Consider the following 14,423-nt stretch of genomic DNA (forward strand, 5'->3'; position numbering starts at 1 on the left):
GAGATCATCATGACGGAACCTCGCAACATCCAGATATTCCAAGAGTTGACTGCTAGAATCCTTGATCGTCTGTATCGGGAGTTCCCCAATCCTGTCTTACTCGATGTTCGAGCAATCGGGCAGGAAGTAGCCAATCTCCTTGATAGCAACGAGGAAGAGCAGTTCCGGGTGCTTACTCAAGATTCCGTTGGCGCAATGACATTCCTCGCCAAAGAACGGTTCGTGGAGTGCCGTTTAGATCAACGATATCTGGAGCAACCAGATACGGTGTTTCCATCGTCAGTTTTAACTCTCAAGGGCTTCACTCTGCTTGGAGCAGTCCCTGAAGCAGTGAATGAAGCAGTTGAGCGTCGCCCCATTGCGGAGCAATTGTCGGACGCACTGAATGTTGGGGCTCGCGCCACAGTAGGTGAACTCGTGAAAAAGCTGTTCTTCGGGGCATTGACATTGGGTTCGTCGGCGCTTGCCGGATGAGTCCTGACAATTCATTCAAACTGGACCGGCTTCGCCGGTCGGCTTACTTTAAATGTTAGCTGCATCTGGAGGATCATGATGTCTGGAAATGAGAATGGTGGTGCCATTGGCGAAACTGCTAAGGCCGTGGCAGAGCTTGCGAAATCAGTCCCGATATATCAGGACGCGATCCAGCCAGCGGCAAAAGAAGCTGGTAAGTCCCTTCATCTCGTTACGCGAGCTGTTAATGCCGCGCTTACCCCAATTGAAGGACTTGTGTGGGGGGTGGAAAAAATTAAAGATTTTGTTCGAGAGCGTATTGCGGCAAAGCTCGAGAATGTGCCTCCGGAAGATGTTCAGCAGCCGAAACCCCACATTGCCGTCCCTGCAATAGAGGCACTTCGTTATACGGGAGCTGAGTCAGATCTATCGGAGCTATACGCAAACCTCTTAGCTACATCTATGGACAAGGCCACAGCTTATCGCGCCCATCCTGGTTTCGTAGACATTATCAAAAACATGTCGCCTGACGAAGCACGGATCATGCGATTTCTCGCAACTGATGGCGATCAGCCCCTCATCAATATTAAACTTATTGTCAACGAGCAGGGGCACTTTCGTACGCCTCATCGACACGTCTCTTTGATTGGGATTAAGGCGGGCTGTGAGCATCCCCCACTAGCAGCAAGTTATCTAGACAACTTGGCGCGGCTCGGCATGATAATAATTCCAGAACGGTATTTCACCATGGACGAAGTCTACGAAGAAATTGAGAACTTCCCACAGATCAAAAATATTCGAGAAGTGCTTAGTGGCCAAGAGGGTATGCGCGTAGAAATTGAACGTCTTAAAGTTGAAGTCACAGATCTTGGGAATCAGTTCATACGCGCGTGCGTAATTGACAAGGCATTGCAGCAGCGCAGTTAAAAACTCATTCAAGTAAACGCAACTTCGCGACGTGAATTAATCCAGGTACCATTAGGAGACAACAATGCAAGCTGATCCGGAAGTAGATCAGATTATTGCGGAGGCTACGAGGAAGTGTCGGGTGGCAGCAAGGCCACCTCGACCATAATTTTCATTATTCTTCTGCAGTCGATTATCCGCTGACTCGCTTTCTCGAGTTGGTGGATTTTTCAAGCTATCTTGCTGTGGCAGGTGCTCATCGCTGCATACATCATGATCTATCTACTGCTAGAACGTTGCGCTCAACGTGAAGTGGAGCGCCGCCTGTTGCAAAGAGGATTGGAACGCATCAATAAAGGATCCTAAAAATTAGTTCAAGCCAAATCCGCTACGCGGGTCGGCTTAATTAAAACGTTAGGCGATGGTAGGGAGTAACGGGGAGCAGTTTCACTTAAGAAGTCAACCTGACCCCGTTTCTGTACCGTTTCTGGATTAATATCGGACTACGAGCTCGACAATTACATTAAAATCTTAAGGAATGACATCGTATGATCTCCCCGCTCTATGATCTGGACGAGCTTGTTCTACATTGTAGGAACGAGCGAGCTCGTAGTTATATCAAGGAAGCTGTTTCAAGCTATAGAGCTGGTGCATTCCGTGCTGCCATTGTTTCAACTTGGATCGCAGTTTGCTTCGACATCATGGAGAAATTTCATGAGCTCGCTCTAGCAGGCGACCGCGCGGCGGAGCTTGAAGTCACCGAGATCGAGAGAATAAGAACCACCGGCGACGTGAGTCTGGCGCTGCGTTTCGAGCGTGAGATACTTAGAAAAGCTACGACCCCATTCGAACTGCTTTCCCATCTAGAGCTTATTGACCTGAGCCGGCTCTACGATGACAGAAATCGCTGCGCGCATCCCTCAGTTGTAGCGGATGGCGAAGCCTATTCGCCTCCCGGCGAACTAGCTCGACTGCATATTCGCAATGCCGTTACGTCGTTATTGAAGCACCCACCTGCCCAGGGTAAATACGCTTTAGACCGCCTAATGGCTGATGTGCGTTCTGAGCTGTTCCCTACAAAAATAAACGACGCAGAGACTTGGCTCGCTAATGGCGCAATGAAGCGGCCGCGCGAATCGCTAGTTCGCAATTTCGTTGCGATCCTAATAAAAGAGTGCCTCACAGGCCAGCACGAAGTCAGAGCGGAGCTAAGCCATCTCGCAGCTTTAAAAGCTGTCCGAAACTTGCACCCTGCACAATGGACCGAAGCGGCTGTCGCACATATTTCACCAGCAATCAGGCGGCTCGAGGACTCCCAGCTGAATCTTGCAGTGCAATTTTTATGCAGTTGCCACTCGGCTTGGGAGTTGGTTGAAGCTGACGTTTCCCAGAAAATACTTACGTTCATTCGTGAAGCTTCAGCTGAAAATTTCGATGTCTTGGAAAGAGCTATTTACTTCGAAGCATTTGCCACCGATGCAAAAAAACGTATCGCCCGGGCTACTACCGAAGAGATTGAAAGCGTACTTTGGTTTGACGTCCCATCGCCTGTAGGCGACCGGCTTGTCACTCTTTATCTAGCCTCGCGTTCGTTCGCTGAGGCAAACAGAATTGGTCGATCTTTGGCGCTTTACGCTTCGGAGCTCTCACTTGCTCATGCACAACGCATCATCGTAGAAGCCGCTCGAAATGAAGAAATCCTTGGAAGCTTTGACTTTCCATCACTCCTGAATTCGCTCCACAAGAAGACAAAAGGCGTGCGAGAGCTAGGTGACTTCAGCGTTGTGCTCACCGAGGCTGGACTGGGGAAATTCGCCGAAGACATCCCACCATGATACGACTCACGAACTATCGCCTCTTGCTAGCTCCTCGAGGTAGGCCTTCGGGGAAAAGCCTACTCAGTTGCGATCGTGAGAGATCGTATTTCCTGATCACCGCTTTACTGGGGTTCCCCGGATAGGGGGGCAGAGTTATTTCCATGCCTCATCTGAAAGGGCGACGACCTTGTTGGCTTTTGATCATCGCTTTGCCAGCCAAAGCAGTTGACATCCCAACAAACCCACAGCAATCTCTACCACAAGGAGCGTAGAAACTCCTCAGAGAGCGGTACCCACCTCCGTCAAACCGGTGGGTTTTTTGTGCCTGCAGCGTCTTGCGGGCGCAACCGACGCGATGCCTGCGTCGGGAGGGTGGCTAATACAACACCCTTCGGGGAAATACGCCCGCCGGCTCTCTGCGGTTTCTAACCTCCCGACATCCCGTCGCCACCCGGCGGCGGGGCTTGTTCGTCAAGGAGGGCTTTGCCATGCGTCGATCCACGTCCAGTCCCAAGCCAGCGCGCAAGCGCGCCACGGTGCCGCCGCCCACCGAGATCGGCTGGCACTCACTCGATCCCTCGATCACCCCGCGGCCCTACCTCGAACGCACCCCCATCCCCGAGCCCCGCCCCGATCCCAGCAAGCCGCGCCGCCCAGGCCACCCGCGTGCCCCGCAACACTGCACCGTCGGCTACGGCTACTACCCCGACAGCCACCAACGCATCCCCACCCTTCGCCTACGCGGCCGCTGGCTGGAACAACTCGGCTTCACCATCGGCAGCAAACTCCAAGTCCGCATACGCAACGGCGAGCTAGTTGTCAGCGTGGTAGCTGCTGAATGACCAGCCAACTGCTCATATACCCGTATGATGAATGGTAGGAGAACCCGCTTCTGGGATGACTACAAAGCTGGCATGCTTGGTACATATTCGGTATCGGACCAGATACGGAAAAATTTTTCAAACGCAGGAGGCAGAGATTGTAAAGTTTGGAACGTTCGATCCCTGTGCCATATTGTTTGATTTTCGCGAGAGTCCATAGGGGCTCATCTAGGTTAAACGTCCTCCGAGCATTTGAGGTTCCCGGCATACTTGGTTCTCATGACTATATCCCTTGTGACTTATCGCATCGCAGCTATTTTAATCGTTCCAGTATTGTTCTTTGCTGTCGTCTATCTTCCTTTTGTTGGTGTGGAGTTTTTCATACGAAACGCCCAGCCTGGGGATCGGGAGGCCATGAGCTGGGCATTTGGGTTGTCTATGATAATTTGGCTGCCAGCCTTCACTGCGCTTGCGGCTTGGCTTTCATACAAAGTTGGACGTTTGATGTGGCACAAAAAGTAGCAAAGCATTCAGTCATCAGTGCCATGTTTTCGATGCCCGAATGATGATAAAGCCGCGCTGACGCAATGCCTGCGTCGGGAGGGCGGTTGACAACCCCCTTCGGGGAAATACGCCTGCCGACTCTATGCGGTTTCTAACCTCCCGACATCCCGTCCCACCCTGCGCCTGCGCGGCCGCTGGCTGGAACAACTGGGCTTCGCTATCGGCAAGAAGTTGCACGTAAGCGTACGCGACGGCGAACTGGTGACAGGCCTGGTTACCGAAGGTTGAATCGGTAGGCTTCCTGCAACCGACTTGCCTGGATACTATGCAAGGTGCCTCTCACCCTCATCCAGGCCACCCCGCCCGCCGATGGCGGATGGGACGATTCGGCTCATCCACCCGATCAGACACTTCCTTCAACCCCATTAGCCCATTGAGGTTTGTACTGCATGAAGACAGCAGCCACAATATTCGCCATCTGCCTCGTCCTTTTTGTTGACGGGGGAGCGCTAGCATCTGAAAGCACCGCTCAGGTCATCAAGCGTCAAGCGCCCAAAGGCATTACCAGTGCATTCTATGAATGCATCGAAGAAGCAGAATCAGACAACGTTGCTCTTGCTGCGTGCCAATCTACGGAGAAAAAGAGACAAGACGTGCGCTTGAATGCTGCGTATAAGTTGCTGCTCAGCAAGCAGCGTGATACGTCCAAGGGCAACCTGGTTCGCGCAGAGCGCGCCTGGCTCGAGCTCCACGGCACCAGCAAGGCCTTTGAGTCGTCACTTTATGGCAGCGAAATCGCAAGCAGTTTTCAAGTCATGCAAAACGAAATTTTTCGCCTCTGCGAACGCGCCAACACGCTCGAAGAATACCTGTCTGTAGCAGACGATCGGTAGCCTAAGTAGACAGTAGGGTCAGAGCGCGTTTTCTATGCCGCCTGCGCAACGACGAACTGGTTGTCAGCGTGTTTGATCAACGCGGAAAGGCAGTGAGCACGAAGAGCGATAGCAATTGACGGCGCCCAACGAGTCGCCGAGGATCACGAGAACGCGGCGCTCATGCCCGTCGATGACCAGGCCCCAATGCAAGGACACTCGCCACCCGCAGAGACGCCCCGCGTACGGGCTGACCTCAACACTCAGGGCTGGGGTAGAGGTGGAGACACCGCGTTCTACGTCCTCGATCCCATTGCATTGGTATCAGTGCATCCGCAGCCGGGTAGGCATGTCTTTCTATGGGATGACGACGGCCCTGGAACCCTCCTTGGCTGGATTGGGGTCCTCGAGCATGTCCAAGTCGGCACGTTCACCAGCTTGGAGAGCAGTCCCCATCCCTGGCAGCTTCTACCGTGGCCCTGGCGCCACATTTTTGCCGCGCGAGTTTGTGCCCTGATGATTGATCATGCCGCATTGCTTCGTTGATCGGCCGACTCAGACATAGGATCCAAATGAGCAATCAAGTGTGTGCCGATCTCGATTCCGCATTGGTGGCTATTGATGCGTTCACTGGGCGTCCTGATGAGTTCGAGCTGCTCATCTCCAACACTCTGCACGATCCGTTTGGCGTCACTATGGCTGTCATCACTGACCGGGGACTCGGACGCAGCTGGTGGCCTGAGGGTTTTGAGCAAAGAGACGGCTATCGACTGTACCGTTACAGCAGCGCTGCTAGCGCGGGTAACCAGCAGAGCGTTTAAGCCTAACCTTGCGCGGTCGGGGTCATTTACGTGCGGGAGACCTTTCGGTACGCTCGAAAGCTAAGCGAGAACTCTTTTCTCCCTAAAAAACGTCGACCCAATGCGGCCTCATGGCTGCACCCAAATGAAGTACTACTCGTCATGAGAATCATAGACGCAGATCCATCATTGGCAGAGCGCCCCATGCTTAAGTCCGGTGTGAGTGAGCGGGCTCACATGCTCAAACAGCGACTGATCTCGGAACTGTCCTTGGCAGAGTTGGCATTCTGTCTACGCCAAGACATTGCCACAGCGCCTGTCGCCGCAAGGGCCGTGGGGGCCTTGGCTGACGATCCGCTGCTTGAAGCCGAGGGGTATCCTGGCGACCTCCTATGTAGCCTTCTGCATGCTGCTCAAAGCGGCAGACTCTCACCCGCGCTATCGCTCAAATTATGGGACGTCTGCAGCGAGGCATTGGCAGGAGCCGAAGCGATACGAGAGTTGGTGGTACCTGCAGCTAGCGAATTCTTAAGGTCGCAGCGCGGTGGTGAGCAGGAGAGCTAGTCTGAAATTTCCACTCATCGATGTAGGTGCATCGGTTTCGTTTGAAAACCTGCCTGCTCCGATTTCAGTGGCGGGTTAAACTCAGAGTTCCATTGAGAAGTTTAAGCACATGCAAGAATCAATCGATCTGCCGCCTATCCCGGAGTTGCGTCGCGTGACGCAATCACTCGCCATGCTTGATGCGATTCTTAGCCCGGAATGGGATTGCCGCTACCACAGCTTCAATAGCGCATGGGCGGCGGAAGCGGAAATGGCATCAATGCGCAACGGGTCTGGCGATGAGTGGTTCTTGCTCCTGGACCAGACGGGCGCAGCCATCAAGGGCTTTGCCCATGAAGTTGCAGGCGGCTCTATCATTCCACAGGAAATTCGAGCTCAAGTTCCGGCCGAGTTTTCGTCTTTTCTCAATGAGCCAGCGTTCTCAATGCAACACGCCACGTTCTGCTATTGGCGTAGAGCAGAGGACAGCGCCTGGAGCAAAGTTCTCGGCAGTCTTGATGATGACGGAGCCGATGAAATGCTGTGGTTGCTTGTCTCCGGGCCCTCCGGTTACAAAGAGTGGGCTGAAGACTACTTTGAGGTTCCGGTAGCGCTCGATGCAGTAAAGGCGTTATTCGCTCATCAGCCTCTCAGTGAGGCCATCATCCTGAGGATCAATCCAGAGGCGGACATCGATTTTACGTGCGAGCAGGCGCGGGAGATAGGATATCCTTAGTGACACTGACCTTCCTGATACTCGCGCTAGCTCGGCGTGGCGTGCTACTGATGGGTGTCTAAAAATCTTACGTACTTCCGTGCTATGGGGCTGGCATTAAATCTTGATGGATAATGCGAGCCGATGGCGCGGCCAGAGAATCAAGGACGTAGGCTTATGAGGTTAGTTCGAAAGCTGCACTTAATTTTATTTTCAACGGTACTTATCGCCGCTTGCGTAAGAGATGCAGATTTTCCCTCATGCGATCCTGGGTTGAGGCGTTTAGGTGACGTAGCGCCACTTGAGTTGCCGCACTCATCGAAAAAGTACCGCGGTCGAGTTGACCTGGTTTTTGAAGTCACTGGAGATGGAAAAGTTGTAAATCCCCGTATCTCGTTCTCTAACATCCATTTCCAGGGCGAAGATGCCTTGCCTCAAGGCGAGTACGAGGAGGTTCTACTCGCCTCTGTACGCGCCTGGAGATTCCAGCCACCCCCTATGACCTGTGTGATGCAGAGCGGAGCATGGTTTGACTAATTGCCATGATTAACTTCCGCAACAATCTGCAGTGCGTTGGGATCAGTTCGCTGGCATGCAGATGGTCGGCCGCCGGCAGTAGTCATCACCGTTGCAAGTTGCGGAAAACTTGGTACTTGGCCCTTATACGTTATTGCCTGGCTGCGCTCATTGCGCTTGTCTTCGGCGGCACCACGCACCGCTCCGTAGCAAAGTCGCTCAGTTGTCATGTGATCTTGACGCCGAGATGCGTGCGTGGGGCCGACAGGCCATCACGAAAAGACTGGCGTAATTTATGCTCGGCTAGCGCAAATAATTGAGATGCAAAAAGCAACGGATGTATGGCCTAAAGGCTATGCTTATCGCTTGAAAATTAGCGTTGAGCGCTGGCTAAAAGGCAGTGGAAATAAGGCGTTTGAGTTGATAGATACCACAGGAACGGACTGCGATGAAATATCTGGTGTTAATCATATTGTAATGCAGCGAGATCCTCTCTCTTTCAAGTGGAAAATATATCTCAAAAATTAGCAAGGTAAGATGTACGTCAGTAATACGAAAATAATGTAACCAATCGTCCAATCGGTGCAGTCTTCCAGGTGAAGAGTGGGGTGTCCGCTCAGCTTTACTTTCTCTGATCAAGGATGCTGAGATCCCATCCGGCAGTGCTTCCGGTCGGTCCGGGGGAACCGCTGACATAGTGGTGCGGGGGAAGCTCAGCCCAGGCGGCAACTACTGTAATCTCGGGGCCTATAAGCGATTCTTGGAGATCACTGAGGTCCTTAGCATCAGCAACAGGCGTGGTACCGCGCCGTAAGGATCTGCTGCTACAAAGCATTGAACGCAATGTCGCTGTGGGGGCTCGGCCCCATTGACGGGCAAGGTGCTGGATGAGGTCTATGCGCAATCGTTCGGCCATGGTGCTCACGCTCTCCGCCTGTACTGGCATGGCCTGCGGCGCCCGGCCACCCCACCCAAATGCTAAGGTTTTCTATCGTTCGTTCGATAGCACCTCGATCATGGATCTGGATGCTGCGGCGCTTTCCAGGGCTAGCGACCGGTATTTGTTCTTGAGCGAGCCGGGCCAGCTGCAGGCGCTAGACAAGGTCTTGCCTGGCACCTGCCACCCGGCGCCCCCCGAAAGTATTCGAGATCTTCGCCTCCTAATTCGCTGGACCGGCTCGGCCGCTTGGAGCTGGGAGGCTTCGCAATTTGCCTACCGTGACAGTCGGACGGGCAAGACATGTCAGTTCTCACCCGTGCAGCAGGACGCGTTACTTGTAGCGCTTGGGCTAGAGAGATAACGACTCACTGAGATCCCTCCGGCAACCCCTTCATGCCGGCGCCACTTTGCGGTACGACCTGGCTCTGGCGTCACGGGCCACACATACATGATCGCGATGGAGTTCGAACAACAAGGCGTTTTGCAGCTGCGAGTGCGCGAAAGAGATTATTCGCCTCACGCGTTCCGTCACAGATGACGGCAACGCTCCCACCTTTACAACCTTCAGTACACGCCCGAGCATGATCCGGAGTATACGAGCGGCTTGATCAGCCTCTGGCAGTGGGTGAATCGGCCCCGCCCCACATTAGGAACTCCCGATTCAACGGCAAACGCTTTAGTGGCGGATAGAGTCAAGCACGTGCCAAGAGCAGTTGGACTTGAAACGTTCGACCTGACGATCACAGGCCGTCGTAACGCCTGAGCTCTCGTACCGCGATTGTAGGTCATTGCTGAGCATGGCCGTCGTGGCTGTGGCGTAGCCAAAGAACGTTGGATGGCTGAGCAGGCGTTTGTCCGTCGCGCCTTAGCACTGGACTGGCTACCAAAGCACTTTACTCGGCGGCCAGCCGGCCGTGCCGAATCCTCACACGGCGCGCGGGTCGCGTGATACCCTCACCACCGCCATTCTGGCGAAGACGGAAAATCAGGTGACCCAGCCGACACCATCGCAAGCGGTGCCGGGGCTGTCCCGCTGAGCCACGCTCATGGCAAGTGGCCCGGAGACAGGCATGTCATTTCAACCACTACCAGGGAGGTATTCATCGTGAAACTACGCATCATTGCCATTAATTTCGCACTGGCTGCGGCTTTAGGCCTTGGCCTGAGCGCCCCCGCGCGCGCCCAGACGGCAGATCCTTGCTCGGTGTTTCTGTGCATGGCCGCCGTGTCCGGCTTCGGCGCACCGAGTCCCGAATGTGCAGTGCCGATCACAGCCTTCCACGCCATCCAGGTATGGAGCCCGGTTTTCAATCCTCCGGCCACGGCGGCGGCACGCCGGACATATCTGATGACATGTCCAGGTGCGAGCACGCCGAATCAAGCCGTCCTGGAAGCGATCATCGGGCAGTGGGGCTACACACCTTGACGGGAATCGCCCGCTGACCCGGAGAAGCACTTGCTTCTGAGGCTTTGCCTACCGCCAGACTTCCTGCTCGCCAGGAGCACCGCGCAATGCCGTTCTGTACGATTGGGCCCCTAGGCATCGGCCTGTGGGAAGTAGGGAGTGAAGCTACCTGTATGTTCGCTTGCGGGATCGCGCAATCCGCTCCTATCTGTTCGCCCGGTTGGCCGCGTTCCTGGTGGACGCGGCAGACCCAGCGCGCTATTGCCTGCCAAACAACGGAAAACGGGGTTGGAAATCTAACCTGATCCCGTTATCCGTCGCTCGGGCGTAAGAGTCTGAGCTCGTTCTTCGGCCGGGTCTTAGTGTTACCAATTCATATCGTCTCTTTGCGAGTTTCCTGTGGGCAGGACGTGGCTATGAATAGCGCGTTTTGTGGCATCTCATTCGACCGGGAACCAGCTCTGCAACACGTCACGCCTTCAATATCAACATGCTCATGAAGAAAGGAATTTCTGGAGTATTCCTTAGTTAGAGTGCGACCATCAAGAGCATCAACTGGTCAGTAAGCTCTTGGACGGAGCACAGTGCATTAGTCGTGAGCCTTTGGGACCTTCATTACATCAAAGGGTACAGGTGTGGAGTTCTTGCTTTAGGTAACAGATTTGATCGCTGTAGAGAGCCCAGAAACACCGAGTTGCGCACAAACGTCACTCATGCCTTTGAGAGCGAAGCAATCATGGCCTGGTGATTGCGCGAGCAGCTGATCCTAGACCTGTGCACCGTGGAGAGGACGGCAGCAAGATTCAGCAATTTTTCTGCGTGGGATGATCTGGTGGAACGTATTACAAAGACCTGTGAAGAGATCTATGTCGTTGAATTCCAGGTGTTCGCACCGTGGCAATTCATTTAACCGATGCGGCTTCTCGGATCCGTCCAACTCAACAGCCAGGACCCAAGATGACCCCAGGCGATTTTGTTAAAGCGCTAAAAAAAGAATGTGCGGATACCGCGGTTGATGACTGCGTAAACCTTCTCAACGCTTCGCCGGGTCGTAGGTCCTCTCAATCTCTGGTGAGCTTGTCCGCTTGGTATCGTGGTCTTGATCCTGCCGACCAAGAGAATGTTGCCGCCGCATTGGCAATAGCGGCTGATGCAACACTCTTCGGCGTCTTATGCGTCATCGACGGTGTTCGCACTATCGAGGATCAGCCAATCAAGTCTGAGTTCATGCTGACGGCCACATGTAACGGTTCAACCTCAATCATCTCGCCTGGGCCGCAAGACCTTCATGATCTTCTCCGGACGACTGCATTGTAAAAATCGAGGCGCACCACGCCCAAGCAGCACATTTTGCCAAGAGAACAGTCGATCGCCTGCATGCGCAGACCCTCGCAGCATTCGTCCGGGGTATCTTCGATGCAGTCAAGCCGTCGCGTGAGATGCAGCGGGTGTAGCAGATGCGCCGAGCTGATAGTGAGCGGAGCTATGCTAAAAAGGGCGTGTGCTAAAAAGAGCAGCTAAAGTGGCCAGATGAATTTTCTTTGCAGACAGGGAGCGAAAGCTGAGCTTGCAAAAGATGCTGCAGAACGCTTGGAATAGGCCGGAGAACCAAACTGCCTCTGTTTCCCGCAGACCAGCGCCACTTCGTGGCGCGGCTTAACTCAGGTGCTAGGTTGATGTCCAGTACCACGCGCAGGCTTTTGCTCTCCCTGGCTGTATTAGTGCTGTCGTTGCCGCTTGTCAGCCTAAATGGCTGGTTTTTCCTGGGTGTTCCGGTTGGCCTGGTTCTTTCCATCCTCTATTGGTTTGATCTGGCGCAGGAACTGCGGGACACTCCGAACCCCAGCCGACGCTTACGGCTGGCAAGCGTTGTCATGGGAGTGCCGCAAGCCTTGTTCGGCCTGCTGTGCGCTGGTATCGGGCTGTGCATTATTGCCTGGGTCCTTTACAACACCTTTGTGCAGCGTCAACCCGAATACACAGGTGGCTTCGTGGGTCTTGGTATAGGTCCAGCTTTGGTTTTGTTTGGGTTTGGCTGGCTGGCAGCAATATTCAAGCGCAATTCTCGTGACCGGGCTGATCCCTGATCAACGATTCAAACCGGCCCGGACAAGAAGAACGAACTCATTGGGCCCCCGCCTGCTGCGTGAGCTGGATCAGCCTAGGTGCATTTCAAGCATGCTGAAAGTCTTCGCACTTCTTGCTTTATCCCTGATGGCCGCGCCCGCTGCCGCCGTGTCATGTGGCAGGTCGATATCTGTGACACACGCTTATTCGGCCGCACAAGATGTGTTCTCAGCGCGTGTCGAGAGGATTTATCCATCACCTGGCTTTAGCCGAGAGAATTTTCAGTTCGCGCAGCTTCGTGTTCTCGAAGTCTGGAAGGGAAGCTTGCATCGTGGCGATACTGTCACGACAACGGCGGAAGAATCAGTCAATTTTGTCAGTGATGGCTTCGTTCCTCTCCAGGGTTCTAATGTGCTCGTGTATTCCCATGGCGAGCAACCTCTAATCCTTGGTAGTTGCTCAAGGACTTCGATGCTGGAAAGCACGCACGACCTTCGTGCGCTTGAACGGTTATCCAGTAAGAATCGCGAAAACAATTTTCCTTAGAATTGGGATCTGCGGAATTGGTTAACTTGATAGGCTCTTCGCCCGTGAACTTGTGGCCGGGAGAGCTATGAGGCGGTGGTGCGTGTGAAGGCCTGCGCAGCTGCCAAGCGTGGACGAACGTTTGGTTAGATGTGCAGGGTCCCGCCCGCTTTAAGTAGCGTAAACATCGCGATAAATAGTGCTGCATCTATTTTTTTGATGCGGTCACAGACTTTGAGCCGCGTGTGCGCTTTTCATTCGAACTGTTTCGGGGCGACCCATGCGGGTCGATCAATGCACGGCCAGTGTTTGCGCGTTTCTACCCGTGGTGTGCGCGGGAGCTTCCGCAACACGCATTCGAGCAGGGCCGTTCTCTTTGAAACTTCCTGGCCGAACAGCCCGCAAACCTTGTGAAACACTTGGCAACAGGGCTTGAAGACACCAACCAACTACGGCAACGATCCCGCTCAGGCGCAGCGCCTCAGCGGCAGCGATCAAACGTCCTGACCCGTGCCCGTTCGGCAATGATCAGCCGTGATTCCGTCTCGGTCAGCATGAAGACGGCAGGCACTTCCTCGTGTGGTGCTCGTGCCGATGTCGTAATCACCCGCCATGTCCATGGCGTGCGCGCCAGCAGGGTGACCGACGTGGGCCATCGTTCCTCGCCTTTGCCGGTCATGGTGTTCCACTCCACCTGGATGGTGTGCTTTGGGTCGGCCGCATCCAGATCGCCACACGCGGTGCCCGCAGTGACCCATGTGCCCAGAACAGGGACCGGAAAGTTGGCCGTCGATGTGTTTCGTTCGTAACGCTCGCCCTGGGCGACACGTGTCAACGTACCGCGCTTCCAGGTATAGGCCCAGGTGTAGCGCCCTGGCGCCGGGCAGCGCTCGGATCCGTCGGGATTGCGCTGTTCCCGGTTGCAGATGGGCGATTGCTTCTGCACGACAAAGACAACCTCAATGCGCTTGTCCTTGATGCTGAGGCTCATCACTTCGCCGGGAATCTGCTCATTCGCATCCGGCGTATAGCCGGTCTTGCGCGCCCTGGTTTCCCATTCATCCATGGGAACGCTGAGCGTTTGTGTCTTCCTGGGAACGAGTTTGCTGAGAACGGTAATGCCATTCGGGCATTCGGCCGTGGACCCGGAGCAATACGACGCGCTGAGATAGACGATCTCATCGACACCGTCCTGGTCCAGATCGACCACCTGCAGGAAACCTACGTAGTCTTCCTTCACGATGTCATCGTTAACACTGAAGTCCTGCCAACGCGTGGCGATCTCCTGAGCGCGCTTTAAGTCCAGCTTCGGCTCTGTTGCGTGTGCAACCAGGGCGACAATCAGCAGTGCCATCGCAAAATAGATCCGCATCCTCGCTCTCCTTGCAGGGTGGGCATCCAGCTTACTGCAGCAGCGTGAAGGGTGTGGCCGACGTTCAACCCAAGTACCGGATTCCATGCATGACCGGCATCCCGCACCGCCGCGCTTGTTTGATTTTCGTCAATTCGACCGACACATGAAATTCGCAATGGGAGTGT

At 54.4% G+C, this 14,423-nt stretch carries 12 protein-coding genes and 1 pseudogene; 12 read left to right on the forward strand and 1 reads right to left on the reverse strand.

Annotation, left to right across the window (positions count from 1 at the left end; translation table 11 throughout):
* The first annotated feature begins 9 nt into the window (after nucleotides 1-9).
* The 12 genes and pseudogenes from VC212_RS19255 to VC212_RS19310 all read left to right on the forward strand — a co-directional run bounded on the left by VC212_RS19255 (nucleotide 10) and on the right by VC212_RS19310 (nucleotide 12,905).
* Nucleotides 10-474 carry a hypothetical protein gene (locus VC212_RS19255; protein ID WP_323526573.1) on the forward strand — a complete coding sequence of 155 codons (465 nt, stop codon included), beginning with the start codon at nucleotides 10-12 and terminating at the stop codon, nucleotides 472-474.
* A gap of 78 nt (nucleotides 475-552) precedes the next feature.
* Nucleotides 553-1,380: a DUF4393 domain-containing protein gene (locus tag VC212_RS19260; RefSeq protein WP_323526575.1), complete on the forward strand. Its 828-nt coding sequence runs from the start codon at nucleotides 553-555 to the stop codon at nucleotides 1,378-1,380.
* Between the two features lie 527 nt (nucleotides 1,381-1,907).
* Nucleotides 1,908-3,194, forward strand: coding sequence for a hypothetical protein (locus tag VC212_RS19265; protein WP_323526577.1), 1,287 nt, complete (start codon nucleotides 1,908-1,910; stop codon nucleotides 3,192-3,194).
* Between the two features lie 470 nt (nucleotides 3,195-3,664).
* Nucleotides 3,665-4,018, forward strand: a complete 354-nt coding sequence (locus VC212_RS19270; RefSeq protein ID WP_323526579.1) for a SymE family type I addiction module toxin — start codon at nucleotides 3,665-3,667, stop codon at nucleotides 4,016-4,018.
* A gap of 654 nt (nucleotides 4,019-4,672) precedes the next feature.
* Nucleotides 4,673-4,789 (forward strand): annotated as a pseudogene (locus VC212_RS19275) (SymE family type I addiction module toxin); the annotation flags it as partial.
* 161 nt (nucleotides 4,790-4,950) lie between these two features.
* A complete protein-coding gene (locus tag VC212_RS19280) occupies nucleotides 4,951-5,394 on the forward strand; it encodes a lysozyme inhibitor LprI family protein (protein WP_323526580.1) in 444 nt (147 codons plus the stop codon).
* Between the two features lie 551 nt (nucleotides 5,395-5,945).
* Nucleotides 5,946-6,194: a hypothetical protein gene (locus VC212_RS19285; RefSeq protein ID WP_323526582.1), complete on the forward strand. Its 249-nt coding sequence runs from the start codon at nucleotides 5,946-5,948 to the stop codon at nucleotides 6,192-6,194.
* Nucleotides 6,195-6,846: 652 nt separating this feature from the next.
* A complete protein-coding gene (locus VC212_RS19290) occupies nucleotides 6,847-7,452 on the forward strand; it encodes a hypothetical protein (protein ID WP_323526583.1) in 606 nt (201 codons plus the stop codon).
* Nucleotides 7,453-9,992: 2,540 nt separating this feature from the next.
* Nucleotides 9,993-10,313 carry a hypothetical protein gene (locus VC212_RS19295; RefSeq protein WP_323526584.1) on the forward strand — a complete coding sequence of 107 codons (321 nt, stop codon included), beginning with the start codon at nucleotides 9,993-9,995 and terminating at the stop codon, nucleotides 10,311-10,313.
* A 936-nt stretch (nucleotides 10,314-11,249) separates the two neighbouring features.
* Entirely contained in the window at nucleotides 11,250-11,609 is a 360-nt protein-coding gene (locus tag VC212_RS19300; RefSeq protein WP_323526585.1) for a hypothetical protein, read from the forward strand.
* A gap of 359 nt (nucleotides 11,610-11,968) precedes the next feature.
* The gene (locus tag VC212_RS19305) at nucleotides 11,969-12,379 is read left to right on the forward strand and encodes a hypothetical protein (RefSeq protein ID WP_323526587.1); all 411 of its coding nucleotides are present in this window, start codon (nucleotides 11,969-11,971) and stop codon (nucleotides 12,377-12,379) included.
* A gap of 91 nt (nucleotides 12,380-12,470) precedes the next feature.
* Nucleotides 12,471-12,905: a hypothetical protein gene (locus VC212_RS19310; RefSeq protein ID WP_323526589.1), complete on the forward strand. Its 435-nt coding sequence runs from the start codon at nucleotides 12,471-12,473 to the stop codon at nucleotides 12,903-12,905.
* Between the two features lie 460 nt (nucleotides 12,906-13,365).
* Here the strand turns inward: VC212_RS19310 and VC212_RS19315 are convergent, their stop codons facing one another.
* Nucleotides 13,366-14,256, reverse strand: coding sequence for a hypothetical protein (locus VC212_RS19315; protein WP_323526590.1), 891 nt, complete (start codon nucleotides 14,254-14,256; stop codon nucleotides 13,366-13,368).
* Between the last annotated feature and the right edge of the window lie 167 nt (nucleotides 14,257-14,423).

The sequence above is a fragment of the Xanthomonas sp. WHRI 8932A genome (genome assembly GCF_035012785.1).
Lineage (GTDB): Bacteria > Pseudomonadota > Gammaproteobacteria > Xanthomonadales > Xanthomonadaceae > Xanthomonas.

Coding starts and splice junctions, on each gene's coding strand:
- VC212_RS19255 (WP_323526573.1), top strand. CDS start 10: ATGACGGAACCTCGCAACATCCAGATATTCCAAGAGTTGACTGCTAGA.
- VC212_RS19260 (WP_323526575.1), top strand. CDS start 553: ATGTCTGGAAATGAGAATGGTGGTGCCATTGGCGAAACTGCTAAGGCC.
- VC212_RS19265 (WP_323526577.1), top strand. CDS start 1,908: ATGATCTCCCCGCTCTATGATCTGGACGAGCTTGTTCTACATTGTAGG.
- VC212_RS19270 (WP_323526579.1), top strand. CDS start 3,665: ATGCGTCGATCCACGTCCAGTCCCAAGCCAGCGCGCAAGCGCGCCACG.
- VC212_RS19280 (WP_323526580.1), top strand. CDS start 4,951: ATGAAGACAGCAGCCACAATATTCGCCATCTGCCTCGTCCTTTTTGTT.
- VC212_RS19285 (WP_323526582.1), top strand. CDS start 5,946: ATGAGCAATCAAGTGTGTGCCGATCTCGATTCCGCATTGGTGGCTATT.
- VC212_RS19290 (WP_323526583.1), top strand. CDS start 6,847: ATGCAAGAATCAATCGATCTGCCGCCTATCCCGGAGTTGCGTCGCGTG.
- VC212_RS19300 (WP_323526585.1), top strand. CDS start 11,250: ATGACCCCAGGCGATTTTGTTAAAGCGCTAAAAAAAGAATGTGCGGAT.
- VC212_RS19305 (WP_323526587.1), top strand. CDS start 11,969: ATGTCCAGTACCACGCGCAGGCTTTTGCTCTCCCTGGCTGTATTAGTG.
- VC212_RS19310 (WP_323526589.1), top strand. CDS start 12,471: ATGCTGAAAGTCTTCGCACTTCTTGCTTTATCCCTGATGGCCGCGCCC.
- VC212_RS19315 (WP_323526590.1), bottom strand. CDS start 14,256: ATGCGGATCTATTTTGCGATGGCACTGCTGATTGTCGCCCTGGTTGCA.